The organism is uncultured Altibacter sp. (assembly GCF_963972995.1).
Taxonomy (GTDB): domain Bacteria; phylum Bacteroidota; class Bacteroidia; order Flavobacteriales; family Flavobacteriaceae; genus Altibacter.
Map to the genome: position 1 here is coordinate 1 of NZ_CAXAXI010000002.1, position 18,103 is coordinate 18,103.

The window sequence follows — 18,103 nt, forward strand, 5'->3', positions numbered from 1 at the left end:
ATTGGAAGTCTGGAACAGGCAAAAGGCAGCTTCGCCAAATGAGGGAATCACTAAATAAATAACCTGGATTCAAAATCTAGTGACTTCGGTCGTGTGGGCTTGCCTGTCGTGCCTCTGGCAGGCAGGTTCGATTCCCACCTTGAGTACAAAATCCCCTTACGATTGTTCGTTTGGGGATTTTTCTTAATACCGGTATATGTTTTTTGTTTATGCTATTTCAAGTTTGTGCAGAAACTATATCTATGTTGGAATGACCGATAATCTTGAACGTCGGGTTCAACAGCACAACGATGGCAAGGAAAAGACTACAAAGCCATACCTACCATATATTCTTCTTTATTCTGAAAGTATAGATAATAGGATCGATGCCAGAACACGTGAAAAGTATTGGAAGTCTGGAACAGGCAAAAGGCAGCTTCGCCAAATGAGGGAATCACTAAACAATTAACCTGGATTCAAAATCCAGTTCTTTCGGTCGTGTGGGCCTGCCTGTCGTGCCTCTGGCAGGCAGGTTCGATTCCCACCTTGAGTACGAAAGTGCTTCTTTTTAAAAGGAGCACTTTTTATTTTTTAAAGAATTTCTGAAGGTGCTTCCCCTTGACCGTAATGATCTCCAAAAAATACAATCCTTCCGAAAGTCCTGAAACATTCAGCACGTTTGTATTTTCAGTGAACTCTATTACTTTTTTTCCCGAGACAGTATATACCGAAAGCGATTCGATTATTTCTCCTTCCGAAGAAATAATAAGGGTCTCGGTGACCGGATTGGGATACAACGTGAAGGTTTTCTTTTGATTTCCGGGTATTGAAAGTGGAGTATTAGAATACCAAAGATCGAAGCCGGCAGCTACAAACAATAACAATTCCTTAGCCCCTGTCCCACTATTATATACCTCGTAGGTGTAGGCAGCTCCTTCCCCAAAATAATCGAAATAGTCATCTTCCAGCGTTACGTGAGAAGCCGGGGGGTTATTACAACTCCCGCAGATACAAACGTAAAAAAAATCCATCACCAATTTGTCGGTAGCACTGTTGTAACTGAACGATCCTCCGTACTCATTACACACTTGCCCCGTAAAATTTAGATTGGAGTCAATCACTAAAGTAGGATTAATACGCGGGTTGACATCTTCTATATAAAAAGTATCACCAAGATCATAGCTGTATGATTTAAGATACCAAGTGTCGTAAAGCTCCGCATCTTGGGCAATGCATTGAAGGCTTAAGCACATTGCTACGAAAAGAGAAAAACATTTTTTCATATCTACTCTTTTATAAATTTTTGAATAGCTTTTCCACTTGAAGCAGCTATTTCTATAAAGTATACCCCCGGCGATAGACTTGAAATGTCAACACGGTTTGACTCAGCTTTAAAATCAACCATTTTCTGCCCAATCATGGAATAGATTGAGATGGATTCTATAAGTATTCCCGTGGCAGCAATAATAATTTCATCCCCCGCAGGATTTGGATAAAGGGAGAATGTAATCTCATTATGGTCTTTAACCCCCAGAACAGGTGAATTTTGAAAATTCATATATCCTGCGGCGGTATTGGTTGTATTTAGAAAAGCTCTTTCGGTCGTAGTGTCGTATGCGGTAAAGAACAAATTACCGCTTTCGGCAAGTACTTTTTCATAATCTTCTTCGAATGTTATGTGGTCCGCGTGCGAACAATCGTTATTGGTCTTAGAAAAATTATCAATGTAATATCCCCCGTTGGTTGTATCTTCTATAAAAGTCCCACTAAATGTATTACAGGCTGCTTGGGCTGTAAACTCATAATTGGGCATAATCACCAAGGTCGGATCAATAGGAGGGTCAATCTCTAAAATATTTAAACTCTCCTCCATATCATTATAATAATTCCTTAAGTACCATGTGCCAGGAACAGTACCTTCTGACAGGAATGGTTCACGCTGAAATACAAGACCAAATCCGGGGGCAAAATCTAATTCCAAAAATTCATTATCATTAGGATCTGTGTAAAGCCAATAACGTACTATTCCTTCATCACTATATTCACCACTAACGACACCGAAAAAAAAGTCTTCATTATTATTTTGCGTAGGAGTTCCACAGTCAAAATTGGTTCGTGTAAAGGAAACAGGAATAAAATTTGGATTACCACTGCCTTCCTCATATTGTCCCGAATATGAATTACAATTAACAGCACCCTCATAACTAAGGTCTGTATTTAAAATGAAGTAAGGGTTATTGCCACCAAAGTCTTCATGATTTATATACCAAAAAGGCCCTAAATCTCCTACTTGTGCAAACATATACCATGTCCCATAGAGGTTGGGGTCTTGCGAAAAACTCTGGAAGGTACACCCCACCCCGAGTATGAAAAGGAACAGTTTTTTCATAAGCCATAAAATTAAAACCGGGGAGTTCGTTTAAAGATATGAAAATTCTCACATATTGCATATATTTGACCAAATCTAACATCCCCAAAACTCCATGTCCGATTTCTGGTTATATTTTAAACTGGGTTTAGAACACGTTCTCGATTGGAAAGCTTACGATCACATCCTGTTTTTGATCGTACTCTGCGCTGCGTATACCTTCAATTCTTGGAAGCGGTTGTTATTGCTCGTTACCCTATTTACCATAGGCCACACCGTTTCGCTCCTTATGGCCAATTACAACGTAGTGAGCGTCTCAACGCGCTGGATCGAATTCCTTATCCCGGTAACCATACTTATTACCGCTTTGTTCAATCTTTTTACCGCCGGAAAAGAAAAGCGGGCAGAAAAATTAGGACTGTTTTACATAGCGACGGTGTTCTTCGGACTTATTCACGGTTTTGGATTTGCTTCGTATTACAAAATGATCAATGCCGATAATGACATTCTTCCGTTGTTAGAATTTGCTTTGGGCGTCGAAGCTGCACAAATTATCGTGGTCATTATCGTGCTGATCCTGGCCTTTATTTTTCAGATGCTGTTTCGTTTTAACAAACGCGACTGGGTATTGGTGGTATCTTCCATAGTAATAGGAATGATCATCCCCATGCTTATTGAGAACTGGATCTTCTAATTTCCCGGGAAACTTTTATAAACATTTAACAGCCAGAATTTTTGATAGGCTGTAACTTCGGCTTAATTTCGCTACTTATTATTCTATATGGCTTCCAAAAAACAGCACAAATACGATGTTGCCTATCTTCGCATGGCACAAGAATGGAGTAAGTTGTCTTACTGTCTTCGGAAACAAGTTGGCGCACTTATTGTTAAGGATAAGATGATCATTAGCGATGGATACAACGGAACACCCACCGGTTTTGAGAATTTTTGTGAGGATGAAGAAGGCTATACAAAATGGTACGTATTACACGCCGAAGCAAATGCGATCTCTAAAGTGGCTTCTTCCACACAATCCTGCAACGGGGCCACCCTCTATATAACGATGTCACCCTGTAAAGAATGCAGTAAGTTGATCCATCAAGCGGGAATTAAAAGACTGGTCTATCTGGAAGAGTACAAGGACAATTCCGGCGTAAAATTTTTAGAAAAAGCAGGCGTTAGTATAACGCACATCACAGATCTAAACAGTTAGCCTATGGGCTTTGACAGAAAATACCTTCCTTTGTTGATTGGTGCCGCTGTAGCGGCAGGGGTTTTTATTGGCTCTAAACTCAATTTTAATGATACTACTGAGAAGATATTTGCTACCAATTCAAAAAAAGACAAGCTAAACCGCCTCATCGATTATATCGACTATGAATATGTGGATAAGGTGAATACCGATAGTATCGTAGATGTTACCGTAAACGGAATCCTTGAAAATTTGGACCCTCACTCTGTTTATATTCCCCGGGATGACTATGCCAACAATGCCGATGACATGCGCGGAAAGTTCGTAGGCATCGGGATCAGTTTTTACACGTATAAAGATTCGATCGCAGTCATACGCGCTATTGAAGGAGGGCCTGCTGCCAAAGCGGGAATTAAAGGAGGCGATCGCATATTGTATGCCGATGGCAAAAAAATGTTCGGGGATAGTTTGAATAGAGACAGTATTTCTTCGTATTTAAAAGGTGAGATCAACACACGCGTCAATTTAAAAGTATACCGGGCAGGGAAACCCGAGTTGCTGGATATTAAAGTAAAACGAAAAGAAGTTCCGCTGGTAAGTGTCGACGCGGCTTATAAGCTTACCGACAATTTAGGCTATATCAAGATCAATCGTTTTTCTGAAACAACCTACAATGAATTTAAAAAGGCGCTTTCCCAATTAAAAGATGAGGGTATTACCCGTTTGGTGTTGGACCTGCGCAACAACCCCGGGGGATATATCTCTACGGCCGAACGGATTGTAGATGAATTCTTGGAAGACGACAAACTTATTCTTATCACCCGAAATAAAAGCGGGGAAGAGAATCAAACCTTTGCCACACGACGCGGGGATTTTGAAAAAGGGAAGTTGTATGTACTTATTAACGAGAATTCGGCTTCGGCAAGTGAAATTGTGGCCGGCGCTTTACAGGATAACGACAAAGGGACGATCATTGGGCGACGATCCTTTGGAAAAGGGTTGGTGCAACGGGAAATGTCTCTGGGAGACGGCAGCGCGGTACGCCTCACCATTGCACGCTACTACACCCCTACGGGACGATCCATTCAAAAACCCTACGGGAACGGAAACGATGCCTATTACAAAGATTATGAAAAGCGGTACCGCAACGGAGAATTGATTAGTGCCGATAGTATAAAAGTGGAAGATTCGTTGCGCTATGTAACTCCTAAGGGGAAAGTGGTCTATGGAGGTGGTGGGATCATTCCGGACATCTTTGTACCGAAGGATACCAGTGTGGAAAACGAGACCCTCCAGTATTTGTCCCGCAGCGGCTTCATGAGCTATTTTATATTTGAATTTTTAGAGCAGAACCGAAAGATCTTTTCTAAGATGACTTTCAAGGATTTTGTAAAATCGTATCAGGTGGAGGATCAATTAGCTCAGGATTTTATTGCGTATTCTCGCTTCAGTGAAGCGCAGATCGATATGAGTAAGTATTCCGAAGAACTAAAAAAAGCGCTTAAGGCAAACATTGCCCAGCAACTTTTTGGCCCGAACGCGTATGAGTACATTCTCAATGAAGGCGATTTTATGATCGCTAAGGTATTAGAGCTCGAAGCTCGCTAACACATTACTTCTTCTTTTTGGCGATTCGCTGTGACGTACGCAGAATCAGTATAAGTAAAATGGCACAGGCCGCAGCAAGAACGCTAATTACAGCCACACTGCTGTCTCCTTCAAAAGGAGCGCTATAGTCGATTTTGGTAAGGTTGAAAATAATGAGACCAATGGCGATGGCGATAAGGATATAACTAAATATTTTCATAGTACTGTTCTTTTGAACACTCAATGCTTAATTGAACAATTCTTGAATGTTCGAGGTGAATAATTTAACTGCAATGGCCAAAAGGATCACCCCAAAGACCTTCTGTATCACGGCGATCCCATTCTTTCCTAAAAAACGTTGAATGCGTGCCGATGTCTTGAGCACGATAAAGATAACTACAATATTAACAATAATCGCAACGATGATGTTTTCGGTCTGGTACTCAGCCCGAAGCGATAACAATGTTGTTAAGCTTCCGGGGCCGGCCAAGAGCGGAAACGCCAATGGGAAAATGGAAGCGAGATCAGGACTGGTATGTTCCTCGTCCTTGAACAAAGTAATGCCTAAAATCATTTCCAAAGCGATAAAGAAGAGGATGAGCGCCCCTGCCACTGCAAATTCATTGACGTTAATCCCAATAAGTCTTAAAATACTCTCGCCCAGAAATAAAAAGAGTGTCATTAAAACAGCTGCGATTATGGAGGCCTTTCCGGAATTGATATGACCCGCCTTTTCACGTAAATTAATAATGATCGGGATACTGCCAATGATATCGATTACCGCAAAAAGGACCATGGTGGCCGTCGCTATTTCCTTAAAATTTAAATTCATCGAGAACATTTCTATTTGGGTGTAAAATTAGCGATTCTCTATGGGCTTTCGACATTGATAAAAGCAATTTTTAAAATGTGTTGCTGTCCTTTTCTAAGGCCGAACTGATAAGAGTATCTTTTTACCTTCGGAAACTTCAGTGGTAACCCTTCTTTTTCTTCTGAAGGATGTGCTTTGGATGATGCATAAAAAAGTATCTTTGCCGAATGTTTCAGCTAGGTAAAACAATTATTTCCGAAGACCTTATTGAAAAGGACTTTGTGTGCAATCTCACAGCTTGCAAGGGTGCTTGCTGTATCGAAGGAGAGGCGGGTGCTCCTGTAACCGAAGCAGAGGTCGCCATACTGCAAGCGATCTATCCAAAAGTAAAACCCTTTCTTCGTCCCGAAGGAATTGCGGCCATCGAAGCGCAGGGAACCCATATTGTCACCGGCAACGACGAGTTGGAAACTCCGTTGGTAGAGGGGAAAGAATGTGCTTATGTCACGTTCACTCCCACAGGTACCGCAAGTTGTGGTATTGAAGATGCTTACAATGCCGGCGTTATCGACCCGATAGCTACCGGGTTTAGAAAACCAATTTCGTGTCATCTATATCCTGTGCGGGTACAACAGTATAGCGAATTTGCTGCCGTGAACTATCACAAATGGCCTATATGCAATGATGCGTGTGTGCTGGGAAAGGAGCTCAAAGTGCCTGTCTACAAATTTGTAAAAGACGCCTTGATCCGGAAGTTTGGAACGCATTGGTATGCTGAGCTGGAAAAGGTCGCTCAAAAAATGGCGTAAGTTATTGTCGTTATTGCTTCGGAAGGCTTTGAAGCGAATCTTCTCAATATTTTTTCAGAAATCACCCAAACGGGTATTGGTTAGCAATCTGATTATTAGTACCTTAGTTTTATGTTAATCGATTACTAACCAATGCATCATATTATGAAAAAACTACTCGTATTAATGGCTGTTGTGTCTATAGGATTTGCCTGTGACAATCCGGTTTCTAAGAAGATAAAAGAGACTAAAGAAAATGTTACTACCACGACCAAGGCTGTGCAAGAAATGAACAATATGCAGGAGGATATTCAAGAACTTCAGCAACAGGAACCTCTCACCAACGACGAATTGAAAGCTTGGTTGCCCGATGAGATCAATGGCATGAAACGAACCGGTTACAAGGCCGGACAAATGGGTGTGGCACAAATCGCCAGTATTGAAGCCACCTATGGCAATGAGGATAAGTCTAAAACTTTTAAGATCGAAGTGATCGACGGCGCCGGACAAATGGGTGCAGCGATGACGGCTGCGATGCGTATGGCATTCGCCTCTCAGGATTTTGAGGAAGAGGATGAATACAAAACACGCAGAACCGTTAAGAAAAAAGGCGTAAAGGCCATTGAAGAATACCACAAGAACAACAATCGATCGGTTATAGAATTTTTTAAAGATGATCGATTCTATATGAAGGCTACAGGAACGAACATGGATATTGAAGCTACTTGGGACGCGATCGATGAATTGGATGCCAACGATCTGGGATAGAAATAGAAAGTGAACGAAACAACCAACCGTTTCTAATATTTTTTAGGAGCGGTTTTTTAGTTCAAAAGTTCATAATTGACGCCCGAATTGTTAAATTGATAAAAATGTACTGATTTCATTTTGTTGAAAATTAATCGACGGAAATGCCTTTCAAAACCACAAAGGAACTCCTGTATAATCGGAGCCTATAAGGGTTTTCAACGAGTATTTTTCGAATTGTTCATAACAATTGAAAATTATTTTAAAGCACTGAAAACAAGATCATTAAATAGTGTTTTTAACAAAACAATAGTAACACTCACAAAAGGGTCGTGTTGAAAACTTTGTTGAAAACCCAACAGCCATTTTCGGTTTTTTGCTTTTTAAATTTTTCATATTTGTTAGTCCCTAGTAATCAGAAATAGTAAAAATTTAAAACGAAGGACAATGAGCGCAGTAGAACCCATTTTACAAGAAAACAAGAATCGATTTGTAATCTTTCCAATCCAACATCACGATATTTGGGAATGGTATAAAAAATCGGAGGCTAGTTTTTGGACGGCAGAAGAGATCGATCTTCATCAAGATCTTACCGACTGGACCGGAAAACTAAATGACGATGAGCGCTATTTTATAAAACACATCCTTGCCTTTTTTGCTGCCAGCGACGGAATTGTAAACGAGAATCTGGCAGAGAATTTTGTGAACGAAGTGCAGTACAGCGAAGCTAAGTTCTTTTACGGCTTCCAGATCATGATGGAAAATATCCACAGCGAGACGTATTCGCTATTGATCGATACCTATGTGAAGGATGACAAGGAAAAGGATCAGTTGTTCAATGCCATTGAGAACTTCCCGGCAATTAAAAAGAAAGCAGACTGGGCCTTGAAATGGATCGAAAGTCCAAGTTTTGCAGAGCGTCTTATCGCTTTTGCTGCTGTTGAGGGGATCTTCTTTAGTGGTGCTTTCTGCTCTATTTTCTGGTTGAAGAAGCGAGGCCTTATGCCCGGCCTCACCTTTTCGAACGAGTTGATCTCTAGAGATGAAGGAGTTCACTGCGACTTTGCCGTGCATCTGCACAACCACCATTTGGTCAATAAAGTGCCAAAGGAACGCATCCGCGAGATCATCGTAGATGCATTGAACATTGAACGTGAATTTATTACCGAATCACTCCCGGCCAGCCTTATTGGAATGAACTCAAAGCTCATGACCCAATACCTAGAGTTCGTAACAGACCGCCTTCTGGTTGAGTTGGAATGTGAAAAAGAATACAACGCCACCAATCCATTCGACTTTATGGATATGATATCCTTACAAGGAAAAACGAACTTCTTCGAGAAACGTGTATCCGAATATCAAAAAGCGGGCGTCACTAACATGGACAAAGAGTCGAATAAGATAAGTTTCGACGCAGATTTTTAGAAGAGTATCCGCTTTCTCCCCAAGAAGCGGGCTTTTCGCTATAAAATGCTGATTAAGTGTTGTTTATAAACTTCACCACGGCATCTTTTTTCAAAAAAAATTAAATAACCTCATAAAGTAGAACAGAATGAATGTAATTAAAAGAGACGGCCGCAAAGAACCTATCATGTTCGACAAGATCACCGCACGCGTGCGAAAGCTGTGTTATGGTCTAAATGAATTAGTAGATCCGGTAAAGATTTCAATGCGTGTTATTGAAGGCTTGTACGACGGGGTAACCACAAGTGAATTGGATAATCTGGCAGCCGAAGTAGCCGCTACCATGACCACATCACACCCCGATTATGCACGTCTTGCCGCTCGCATCTCTGTCTCTAACTTACACAAGAATACCAAGAAGTCCTTCTCTGAAGTAATGACAGACCTGTATACGTATGTAAATCCGCGTACAGGAAAGGATGCACCCTTACTAAGTGATGAAGCGTATAAGGTCATTAAGGAGAATGCCGAAGAACTGGACTCGACCATTATCTACAATCGTGATTTTGGATATGATTACTTCGGATTCAAAACATTGGAACGTTCTTATTTGTTGAAATTGAACGGAAAGATCGTAGAGCGTCCACAACACATGTTGATGCGTGTTTCCGTAGGGATACATCTTGACGACCTGGCCGCTGTCAAGGAAACCTACGAACTCATGTCCAAAAAGTTCTTTACCCACGCAACACCTACTTTATTCAATAGTGGTACACCAAAGCCACAAATGTCATCTTGTTTCCTTTTAACGATGAAGGATGACAGCATTGACGGTATCTACGACACACTGAAGCAGACTGCCAAAATCTCACAATCTGCCGGTGGTATTGGATTGTCAATCCATAACATTCGTGCAACCGGTTCCTACATCTCCGGAACTAACGGAACATCCAACGGGATTGTTCCTATGCTTCGTGTGTTCAATGATACCGCGCGTTACGTAGATCAAGGAGGAGGTAAGCGAAAAGGCTCCTTTGCGATCTATGTTGAGCCTTGGCACGCCGATATTTTTGACTTCCTCGACCTGAAGAAGAACCACGGAAAAGAAGAGATGCGTGCTCGTGACCTGTTTTATGCCATGTGGATTCCGGATTTGTTTATGAAGCGCGTACAGGAAGATGGTGAGTGGACGTTGATGTGTCCAAACGAATGTCCCGGATTGTTCGATTGTCACGGCGAAGAATTTGAAGCTTTATACCACAAATATGAAGCAGAGAACAAAGGGCGTAAGACCATTAAAGCCCGGGAACTTTGGGAAAAGATCATGGAGTCTCAAATCGAGACTGGAACCCCATATATGCTGTATAAGGATGCCGCCAACCGAAAGAGTAACCAGAAGAATTTGGGAACCATCCGTTCTTCCAACTTGTGCACAGAGATCATGGAGTATACGGCACCGGATGAGGTTGCGGTATGTAACTTGGCATCCATCGCACTTCCCATGTTCGTAAAGAACGGAGAGTTCGATCACAAAGAATTGTTCCGGGTCACGAAACGAGTGACCAAGAACCTAAATCGCGTAATCGACCGCAACTATTATCCGGTTAAGGAAGCAGAAAACTCTAATTTCCGCCACCGTCCGGTAGGCTTAGGTGTGCAAGGATTGGCAGATACCTTTATCATGTTACGACTTCCTTTTACCTGTGATGACGCTAAAAAACTAAACCAGGAGATCTTTGAAACCTTATATTTTGCAGCCGTATCTGCTTCCATGGAAGAAGCCAAAGCAGACGGTGCGTACGAAACCTATAAAGGTTCTCCTATTTCTCAAGGCTTGTTTCAACACAACCTTTGGGGAATTAAGGATGAAGAACTAAGTGGTCGTTGGGATTGGGCGAAGCTTCGGAAAGATGTAAAGAAACACGGCGTTCGTAATTCGTTGTTAGTGGCTCCGATGCCTACGGCATCAACCTCTCAAATTCTTGGGAATAACGAGGCATTTGAACCCTATACCTCCAATATCTATACCCGAAGAGTGCTTTCAGGTGAGTTCATCGTGGTAAACAAACACTTGTTGGAAGACTTGGTAGCATTGGGACTTTGGAACGAGGATCTCAAAGAAGAGATCATGCGCGCCAATGGTTCTATACAGGATGTAGATATTATCCCTCAGGAATTGAAAGAGCTGTATAAGACCGTTTGGGAATTGAGCATGAAAGATATTATCGACATGTCGCGTCACAGAGGCTATTTTATCGATCAGTCGCAATCACTCAATCTCTTTATGGAGAATGCGAACTTTGCAAAACTAACCTCCATGCACTTCTATGCCTGGAAGAGCGGCCTAAAGACAGGAATGTATTACTTACGCACTAAGAGTGCGGTGGATGCTATTAAGTTTACCCTTAAGAGTGAAACCAAAAAAGAACCGGTTGCTGCCGTTGCAGCAACCACAGCAGCGGTGGATGCCACTTCGGCGACATCCAATCAACCGCTTACGCCCCAAGAATTACGCGAAATGTTAGCCAAATCTCGTACAGCCGATGAGGACGATGATTGTCTCATGTGTGGTTCTTAAATTTTTAAGTGTTTTAATGATAAAAAGGAAGGCGTTTCGTCTTCCTTTTTTTATGGATTCTTTTATATTAGCTTTCTTTAAGCCTATCTATGGAAGAAATCTTGGTCCCTGCTGTACATTGCTCCCAGTGTAACACTCAAATATTAGACGAACAGGTGTTCTGTACAGCCTGTGGTTACCCGGAGCGCGGGACAGAAGCACAGCAATCAGGTTTTCACGCCAAACGTGTCATCGCAAATCAGACTACACAAAACGCATCCAAACGCATCAAATCTGCACGAAACAGTTTGTATGTAGTGGCGGGACTTTCCTTGTTCTGGGGCTTGATCTATTTTTTCAGATTTGAGGACAGTGCGACCTTGATCGCAACAGGCATTTTAGCCGTAATCTATGTTGTGTTAGGATATTGGTCACAAAAACGACCACTCATTGCACTTGTACTTGGATTACTGGTTTTCCTTACCATTGTGGTGATCGATGCGATTCTGGATCCGTCTACCATATATAAAGGGATTATTATAAAAGTTTTGGTGATTGGCTACCTGGCTAAGGGAATCAACTCTGCCATGCAACTTCGCAATATTTAAAAACCCAATTATGGACGCTCATTGTTCGCGTTGTAAGAACCTACTCCCCGAAACGGCACGTTTCTGCGGTCATTGTGGGAATAGATTGGTAACACGGCAATCTTTAAAAGAGCGAAGGAGCATCCAGCTCATTATTGCTTTTTACGGCGCCTATCTATTATATGCTGTTATTGCTTATGCCATCTATGCTGAAAGTGATTCTCTCTTCACCGAAATAGCTCTGGAGAGCGTCTTTGTGCTCCTCACACTATTGTTCACCTTCTTTGACGCCAGAAACGTATTTTCCCTTTACAATGTAGTCAGGATCGAATGGAAAGGCTTACTGTTCTCTCTTCTTTTTCCGTTACTCACAGGGTTAACTGTGTATTACAGTGTTGATTGGTTGAACATGATGTTGTATGAAGAAGATACCAATTTGTTCTATGATTACATGTTCTATGACAGCCCCTTCTTTTGGGCCTTTATCTTTTATGTGATCATTCCCCCGGTTTTTGAAGAATTGGCGTTTCGGGGATTTCTCTTTAATCAGTTGCAGATCGTTACAACACCTAGGATCACTATCTTAGCGACAGCTTTCATATTTGCGTTGATCCATTTTTCATTGCTTTCGTTTGTATGGATATTCCCCTTCGGAATAGTACTAGGTTATCTTCGTCACAAATACAGCACGCTATGGCTGGGAATGCTTATTCATTTTATCCACAACTTGATCATAGTACTCTTGGACTATTATTATTTTGAAGGTTATTCTTTTTCAGAAATACTATAAATACTGAAGCAGATAGCCTAACACGGCACCCACTACGATCACCCAAACAACACTCACTTTTTGAAACCGAAACACGAGAATGGCGCTTATTGCCAATATGACCATTGCACGCCAATCTATTAATGTCTCAACGGCCATTATATATAGAACCGCTAGCATGACTGCTACGGCAGCAACGTTCACACTGTCTAGAAAATAACCAAACAAAGACGAACGGCGCATTCTGGGCACCCACGGGTTAAGGATCCAAACAAAAAGAAAAGAAGGAGTAAAAATACCTGCAGTGGCTGCTACCGCACCCCAAAATCCGCCAAGTTGATAGCCTATAAAGGTAGCTGTAGAAAGTACAGGACCTGGGGTGAATTGTCCAATACCAATGGCTTCAATAAGTTCGGGGCGTGTTAAATAACCCGCTGTGACCAATTCGGCATCGAGATATGCAAAGAGTACGTACCCGCTGCCATAGAGTATACTTCCTACTTTTAAGAAGGTCAAAAAGATCTTGAGGGTTGACAGTTTTGCAAGAACTTCGGCGGAAACGAAATAGATAAAGAAGGGAGCAAATTGAGCGTGAGGGGGTCGCTTCAACGTATTTTTCAGAAAAAAATAAAAAAATCCTACGACACCACCTAGAAGTAGCGCCACTACCTCGTTGATACCCAACAGTGCTGCGGCAAGTACAAACACACCTATAATCCCTAATTCCCATGTTTTTACCGCCTTTTTGCCTAATTTTAGTATGGCAGCCGCTATAATGGCCAATACAGCAGGTTGAATGCCTTGTATAAAAGGCGCAACTTGAGGAAGTGAACCGTAGCGAACATATACGAAAGCGAGCAGCCCTGTGATCACAACGGCCGGAAGGATAAAACTTAGGCCGGCCACCACGAGCCCTTTTTTACCGGCTCTTTCATGGCCACAATGCATAGTCATTTCGGTAGAATTGGGTCCCGGAATAAGATTTGTTGCCCCTATAAGATCTAAAAAATGTGGGCGGGTCATCCATTGTCGTTTTGAAACAACCTCTTGCTCCATCATAGCGATGTGTGCAGCCGGTCCGCCAAAGGCGAAGCAGCCAAGTTTGAAGAATACTGCGGCTACTTCCTTCAGATTTTTTGAAGACGATATAGGCATATGGTTGTTATTGGATGGTGCGATAGGTGTGTCATTCTATTTAAAAAACCCATAAAAAAATCCCGTTCCTTGAAAGAAGCTCAAGACAACGGGATTTTTTAGTAGGATCATACACTTATTCTTTGCTGTAACTCTTATAGTACTCTTCCATAAGGTGCATAAGCGCTGTTACCAGGTCTTTTGTTTCCAATAGCAGACTAAAATACAGCGTTGTGTTTTTAGGACTGGATTCTTCGGTGCGGGTTCTAGTGATCTGTTTTTCGATCATTGCTGAAATATCGTCGAACGCTTTTTTCTTGCGCACTAAAATATCACCTAATTTTTCAAACTCGCGATTCTCAAAGATATCTTCGATGTCCTTCAGCAGGGATTCAAAAGAGCTGTCGATCTCCTGAAGATCCTTTATTTGGTTAAATCGAAGTGCCTTGTGATTGTTGTGCACGTGTTTATAGCTCACTTTTGCAATGTACTCCAACGATTGTGTGACATCGGTGAGGTAGCCCAAAATGAGGATATAGAAATTACTTCCTCGTACACTTCCTTCGTCAAGATTCTTAATGAAGTAGAAGATGTTATTGCGAAGTTCGTCCACCTCATCACTTAGCTTAGAAACGCGCTGTTTGCTCTTCTTAAGCTTGGAACTTTCTTGTTTGGCCAAACCGCTAATGATGGAAGAATAGATCTTGTTGGTTCGTGCAACGGCTTTCGCCACATTGTCGGCACTTTCTTCGATGATACCTTGCACGGTACTGCTTTCGGCTTTTTTCAATTCATCGTGAGGAACGATCTTGTTGGATTTATTTTTATGTAAAACATAGTTTCTAATCAATAACCCAATGGCCACCAACAATAGAATAGCAATGGCGGTTCCTTTTCCTAAATAAATAAGATACGCCATGGTCCCGGCAGCTACAAATGCACTGAAGGCTGTAAAGAACCAACCGCCAATAACATTAAGAACACCCGCAACACGATACACTGCACTTTCACGTCCCCAAGCACGATCGGCCAAAGAAGTACCCATGGCAACCATAAAGGTTACGTAGGTAGTAGAAAGCGGTAATTTCATTGAGGTTGCTATAGAGATAAGCACACCGGCCACTACAAGATTTATCGAAGCGCGTATCATATCGAATGCGGGTAACTCGTATGTTTTATGCTTCGGAAGGTGTACCACGGGTTTTTCAAAACTCGCACTAATCTTATCTTGTGTAGCTTGGGGGATCATTCCGCCTAATAAGGAAACTAATTTAGTGCTTCCCTTTACAACGGCACGCGACAGTGCGTTCGGACTAAATTTTTCATGCCCTTCGCCTTGTCGGGAAAGCCCAATCTCTGTGTCGGTAACGGTCTTTGCCTTTTTTGAGAACCATAGCGTAAGTACCATCACCGCCCCTGCAATAAGAAGCAGAATAGGCTCTGCAGGTACCTTAGACTCTAAGATGTTCATTGAAAAGGAGGAAGCAGCTTCCCCGGACGCTACCCATGCCTCATACGAATGATAGGCGGCCATAGGAACGCCAATAAAGTTTACAAGGTCGTTTCCGGAGAAGGCTAAAGCCAATCCGAAGGTTCCCACGGCGATAACCACAATTAGAATACTTTTCTTGAAAAGCTTCATGAAAAGGAAGGAGAACAAGGTCCAAAAGACAAAACTACCAGCTACGAGCAGGAGCGTTTGCTCTTCGAGTACCCATTTAAAATCATCGTAATAAGGAGTTCCTTTTAAACCTTTCAGAAATATAAAATAACCAATAGCTGTTAGAGCTACACCACCAAACAGCGCTCCAAAATTTTTGATCTTCTTTTCATAATGGAAGGTAAATATCAAGCGCGAGAGCCATTGGACCAGTGCTCCTATGGTAAAGGCGATCACGACGGATAAGAGGATGCCCGATATGATTTCGGTGGCCTTTTCAGTATTGATGTAGTTACCGAGATTTGCAATGGTTTCACTGTCTGATGCACTAATCTTAATGAGCGCCATCACTACCGCGGCACCCAATAATTCAAATACAATGGATACCGTTGTCGAGGTAGGCATCCCTAGTGTGTTGAAGAAATCCAACAGTAGGATGTCGGTTATCATTACCGCCATAAATATGATCATGATTTCCTCAAAATAGAATTGCCCCGGAACAAAGATCCCTTTTCGAGCTACCTCCATCATACCACTGGAGAAAACCGCTCCTATAAAGATCCCCAAACTGGCAACAATCATAATTGTTCTGAAAGAAATCGCCTTAGATCCTATTGCAGAATTCAAGAAATTAACCGCATCGTTGCTTACTCCTACAACCAAGTCGGCAACTGCCAAAGCGGCAAGGGCAACGAGCATTAACAAATAAATATTTTCCATGTTATCTAATAGGTATTAGTGGTGCAAATGTCACAATTAAATTAAGTTTCATTGTTACCAAATTGTTATCTCTTTTTGTTTAGAAATGAAGGTCGAAACCAATCCTAAACTCAATAGAATCGGGTTCTCCGGCTAAAGTTGTATAACTAATATCCGACTGTACTTTCAGTTTATGACCTACAATATATTTTGAAAGGCCCAGCGTATATTGTTCCGGGTTTGCAGTTTCAGTTATTGCATCATAGTCCACGGTTGTAAATCGTCCTGCGATCTCATAATTCGATTCGAATACATAACCTGCTTGTAAATTTAAAGCGTTTCCTACTAGTACCACATCTTCCGTAACATTACCCTCCTCATCCATGGCCGGGAGTCCATTGGTTTCAACTGCTACTGGAGCATCGGCCTCCCGTGCGGCAAATTCACCCATAAAAGAAAATCCTTTATACTTGAACATGGCATCCACAAAAACGGTGGTGATATCCGTTTCGTACAATCCGGTAGAAGTAACCATATAACTGCCCAAGTTACTACGTGTCTTTACCGCATTGTCGTTAAAATCGTAGGTGACCCCTACCATTAGTTTAGGGGATTGTTCACGGCTTAGATCACTTTGAATGTAATCGCCTTTTCCTTCAAACGCCCCAAAAGGGAGCAGTTCCAGTCGGCCTGTATATTGAAGGCCTCCAAGATTTCCGGTAGTAATATTTCGTCCTTCCCCTTGAGATAACGCAAATTTTTCACGCAGAAGTATGGTTTCTGAAAGTTGGGTGTAATGACGTAATTGGAAGCCAACATCGCGGTCAATATTAAAACGACTGTTAAGTAAGGATCGATCGATCAACTGAAGGTTTGCCGAAGATACAACACGCTCTACATTACCGGGTAGTTTGGTTTGACCCACCCACAGTTCGAAATTTTCGTAGAAATTCCACATCACAACCGCATCGAGAATATAGCGTGGTGCATCGCCTGTAAAACGGTTTGCCCCGGAGATATCTCGGTTGGAAAGACCTAACTCTATCTTATATTTTAAAGAAGGGGAGAATGCAAAACCATCAAATTTTAATCGCGCTCTCCGAATAAGAAAATTGTATTCGGGGTTACCGTAGGTATCTCCGTCATGATCCCATTGGGAAGAGGCCCTGAACTGGATGCGAGGTGCAAATTTAACACTCCATGAGCTGTCCTTAGCGACCAAATTCAACATTCCTTTGCCAAAAGAAGTTTCGGTGATTTCCTGTGAATTGGCTGTGTGTAGTACAAAGCATACCACAGCCATTGCTAGGTGGTGAAGTTTCATTAAGAATCGTTTAAAGTTTTTGTCGCTGCAAAGAACTTACTTCAATGTTAAGTTAACGTTAAGACTAAGTAAATAAAAAAAGAAATACCTCTAACCGCTTCATTGAATATGAATTTTAAAGGTTTTTTAACAGTTCTCCCTCGTAACTATTTAACATTTGCGGTTATATTTGTCCAAAACCTGTCGAAATTGCTTAAACAAGCGTCCATTATCTTTATAACCATAGCCATGACGGTAGCCATTCTTGCGCCTCCTGTGCTAACATGGCTCAATATGGACACCAATAATATTGTTTTGGTCGAACTTACCGAGGAAGAGCCGCAACAAAAAAGTAAAAAGCAATTGGAAGAGAACAAGATCGTTCAGCGCCTACCGTCGTACATGTCACTTGCGGCTTCACAAAAGCGCACAAAATCCTATATATATTACAAGGAGGATACTTCTACTTATTTTTCGGAAATATATCTACCCCCTCCCGAAACACATTCGTAATACCT

18 protein-coding genes are annotated in these 18,103 nt (G+C 41.8%); 11 read left to right on the forward strand and 7 right to left on the reverse strand.

Annotated features, from left to right (window positions below; genetic code table 11):
- The first annotated feature begins 196 nt into the window (after window positions 1-196).
- On the forward strand, window positions 197-448 hold the full coding sequence (locus AACZ11_RS01115; RefSeq protein ID WP_339831239.1) for a GIY-YIG nuclease family protein: 252 nt from the start codon (window positions 197-199) through the stop codon (window positions 446-448).
- Between the two features lie 115 nt (window positions 449-563).
- Here AACZ11_RS01115 and AACZ11_RS01120 read toward each other — a convergent pair whose 3' ends face one another.
- Together AACZ11_RS01120 and AACZ11_RS01125 are read right to left on the reverse strand one after the other, a co-directional pair.
- Complete coding sequence (locus AACZ11_RS01120; protein WP_290628935.1) at window positions 564-1,262, reverse strand: T9SS type A sorting domain-containing protein; 699 nt, start codon at window positions 1,260-1,262, stop codon at window positions 564-566.
- 2 nt (window positions 1,263-1,264) lie between these two features.
- Entirely contained in the window at window positions 1,265-2,368 is a 1,104-nt protein-coding gene (locus AACZ11_RS01125) for a T9SS type A sorting domain-containing protein (RefSeq protein WP_290628937.1), read from the reverse strand.
- A gap of 94 nt (window positions 2,369-2,462) precedes the next feature.
- On the opposite strand from AACZ11_RS01125, the gene AACZ11_RS01130 reads away from it, so the two are divergent.
- From AACZ11_RS01130 to AACZ11_RS01140, 3 genes are all read left to right on the forward strand, one after another.
- Entirely contained in the window at window positions 2,463-3,041 is a 579-nt protein-coding gene (locus AACZ11_RS01130) for a HupE/UreJ family protein (RefSeq protein WP_290628939.1), read from the forward strand.
- Between the two features lie 87 nt (window positions 3,042-3,128).
- Window positions 3,129-3,560: a dCMP deaminase family protein gene (locus AACZ11_RS01135; protein WP_290628940.1), complete on the forward strand. Its 432-nt coding sequence runs from the start codon at window positions 3,129-3,131 to the stop codon at window positions 3,558-3,560.
- Window positions 3,561-3,563: 3 nt separating this feature from the next.
- A complete protein-coding gene (locus tag AACZ11_RS01140; RefSeq protein WP_290628942.1) occupies window positions 3,564-5,147 on the forward strand; it encodes a S41 family peptidase in 1,584 nt (527 codons plus the stop codon).
- A 4-nt stretch (window positions 5,148-5,151) separates the two neighbouring features.
- Here the strand turns inward: AACZ11_RS01140 and AACZ11_RS01145 are convergent, their stop codons facing one another.
- Entirely contained in the window at window positions 5,152-5,346 is a 195-nt protein-coding gene (locus AACZ11_RS01145; RefSeq protein ID WP_034259780.1) for a hypothetical protein, read from the reverse strand.
- 27 nt (window positions 5,347-5,373) lie between these two features.
- Window positions 5,374-5,958 carry a MarC family protein gene (locus AACZ11_RS01150; protein WP_290628945.1) on the reverse strand — a complete coding sequence of 195 codons (585 nt, stop codon included), beginning with the start codon at window positions 5,956-5,958 and terminating at the stop codon, window positions 5,374-5,376.
- 206 nt (window positions 5,959-6,164) lie between these two features.
- Between AACZ11_RS01150 and AACZ11_RS01155 the strand changes: the two genes are divergently transcribed.
- From AACZ11_RS01155 to AACZ11_RS01180, 6 genes are all read left to right on the forward strand, one after another.
- Window positions 6,165-6,746 carry a DUF3109 family protein gene (locus tag AACZ11_RS01155; RefSeq protein WP_290628947.1) on the forward strand — a complete coding sequence of 194 codons (582 nt, stop codon included), beginning with the start codon at window positions 6,165-6,167 and terminating at the stop codon, window positions 6,744-6,746.
- 144 nt (window positions 6,747-6,890) lie between these two features.
- Window positions 6,891-7,493, forward strand: coding sequence for a hypothetical protein (locus AACZ11_RS01160; RefSeq protein WP_290628949.1), 603 nt, complete (start codon window positions 6,891-6,893; stop codon window positions 7,491-7,493).
- A gap of 426 nt (window positions 7,494-7,919) precedes the next feature.
- Complete coding sequence (locus AACZ11_RS01165; protein WP_290628951.1) at window positions 7,920-8,897, forward strand: ribonucleotide-diphosphate reductase subunit beta; 978 nt, start codon at window positions 7,920-7,922, stop codon at window positions 8,895-8,897.
- 127 nt (window positions 8,898-9,024) lie between these two features.
- The gene (locus AACZ11_RS01170; protein WP_290628954.1) at window positions 9,025-11,454 is read left to right on the forward strand and encodes a ribonucleoside-diphosphate reductase subunit alpha; all 2,430 of its coding nucleotides are present in this window, start codon (window positions 9,025-9,027) and stop codon (window positions 11,452-11,454) included.
- 89 nt (window positions 11,455-11,543) lie between these two features.
- The gene (locus AACZ11_RS01175; protein WP_290628956.1) at window positions 11,544-12,041 is read left to right on the forward strand and encodes a zinc ribbon domain-containing protein; all 498 of its coding nucleotides are present in this window, start codon (window positions 11,544-11,546) and stop codon (window positions 12,039-12,041) included.
- Window positions 12,042-12,051: 10 nt separating this feature from the next.
- Window positions 12,052-12,810 carry a CPBP family glutamic-type intramembrane protease gene (locus tag AACZ11_RS01180; protein WP_290628957.1) on the forward strand — a complete coding sequence of 253 codons (759 nt, stop codon included), beginning with the start codon at window positions 12,052-12,054 and terminating at the stop codon, window positions 12,808-12,810.
- On the opposite strand, the gene chrA is transcribed toward AACZ11_RS01180, so the two are convergent.
- From chrA to AACZ11_RS01195, 3 genes are all read right to left on the reverse strand, one after another.
- On the reverse strand, window positions 12,805-13,944 hold the full coding sequence (gene chrA, locus AACZ11_RS01185; RefSeq protein ID WP_290628959.1) for a chromate efflux transporter: 1,140 nt from the start codon (window positions 13,942-13,944) through the stop codon (window positions 12,805-12,807). The two genes, AACZ11_RS01180 and chrA, sit on opposite strands and share 6 nt — an antisense overlap.
- 115 nt (window positions 13,945-14,059) lie before the next feature.
- On the reverse strand, window positions 14,060-16,303 hold the full coding sequence (locus AACZ11_RS01190) for an inorganic phosphate transporter (protein WP_290628961.1): 2,244 nt from the start codon (window positions 16,301-16,303) through the stop codon (window positions 14,060-14,062).
- A gap of 79 nt (window positions 16,304-16,382) precedes the next feature.
- The gene (locus AACZ11_RS01195; protein ID WP_290628963.1) at window positions 16,383-17,606 is read right to left on the reverse strand and encodes a porin; all 1,224 of its coding nucleotides are present in this window, start codon (window positions 17,604-17,606) and stop codon (window positions 16,383-16,385) included.
- 189 nt (window positions 17,607-17,795) lie between these two features.
- On the opposite strand from AACZ11_RS01195, the gene AACZ11_RS01200 reads away from it, so the two are divergent.
- Entirely contained in the window at window positions 17,796-18,098 is a 303-nt protein-coding gene (locus AACZ11_RS01200; protein WP_290628965.1) for a hypothetical protein, read from the forward strand.
- The last annotated feature ends 5 nt before the right edge of the window (window positions 18,099-18,103 follow it).

Bases quoted from the DNA above. Each gene is read 5' to 3' on its own strand.
- AACZ11_RS01115 (WP_339831239.1), top strand. From the start codon at position 197: ATGTTTTTTGTTTATGCTATTTCAAGTTTGTGCAGAAACTATATCTAT.
- AACZ11_RS01120 (WP_290628935.1), bottom strand. From the start codon at position 1,262: ATGAAAAAATGTTTTTCTCTTTTCGTAGCAATGTGCTTAAGCCTTCAA.
- AACZ11_RS01125 (WP_290628937.1), bottom strand. From the start codon at position 2,368: ATGAAAAAACTGTTCCTTTTCATACTCGGGGTGGGGTGTACCTTCCAG.
- AACZ11_RS01130 (WP_290628939.1), top strand. From the start codon at position 2,463: ATGTCCGATTTCTGGTTATATTTTAAACTGGGTTTAGAACACGTTCTC.
- AACZ11_RS01135 (WP_290628940.1), top strand. From the start codon at position 3,129: ATGGCTTCCAAAAAACAGCACAAATACGATGTTGCCTATCTTCGCATG.
- AACZ11_RS01140 (WP_290628942.1), top strand. From the start codon at position 3,564: ATGGGCTTTGACAGAAAATACCTTCCTTTGTTGATTGGTGCCGCTGTA.
- AACZ11_RS01145 (WP_034259780.1), bottom strand. From the start codon at position 5,346: ATGAAAATATTTAGTTATATCCTTATCGCCATCGCCATTGGTCTCATT.
- AACZ11_RS01150 (WP_290628945.1), bottom strand. From the start codon at position 5,958: ATGAATTTAAATTTTAAGGAAATAGCGACGGCCACCATGGTCCTTTTT.
- AACZ11_RS01155 (WP_290628947.1), top strand. From the start codon at position 6,165: ATGTTTCAGCTAGGTAAAACAATTATTTCCGAAGACCTTATTGAAAAG.
- AACZ11_RS01160 (WP_290628949.1), top strand. From the start codon at position 6,891: ATGAAAAAACTACTCGTATTAATGGCTGTTGTGTCTATAGGATTTGCC.
- AACZ11_RS01165 (WP_290628951.1), top strand. From the start codon at position 7,920: ATGAGCGCAGTAGAACCCATTTTACAAGAAAACAAGAATCGATTTGTA.
- AACZ11_RS01170 (WP_290628954.1), top strand. From the start codon at position 9,025: ATGAATGTAATTAAAAGAGACGGCCGCAAAGAACCTATCATGTTCGAC.
- AACZ11_RS01175 (WP_290628956.1), top strand. From the start codon at position 11,544: ATGGAAGAAATCTTGGTCCCTGCTGTACATTGCTCCCAGTGTAACACT.
- AACZ11_RS01180 (WP_290628957.1), top strand. From the start codon at position 12,052: ATGGACGCTCATTGTTCGCGTTGTAAGAACCTACTCCCCGAAACGGCA.
- chrA (WP_290628959.1), bottom strand. From the start codon at position 13,944: ATGCCTATATCGTCTTCAAAAAATCTGAAGGAAGTAGCCGCAGTATTC.
- AACZ11_RS01190 (WP_290628961.1), bottom strand. From the start codon at position 16,303: ATGGAAAATATTTATTTGTTAATGCTCGTTGCCCTTGCCGCTTTGGCA.
- AACZ11_RS01195 (WP_290628963.1), bottom strand. From the start codon at position 17,606: ATGAAACTTCACCACCTAGCAATGGCTGTGGTATGCTTTGTACTACAC.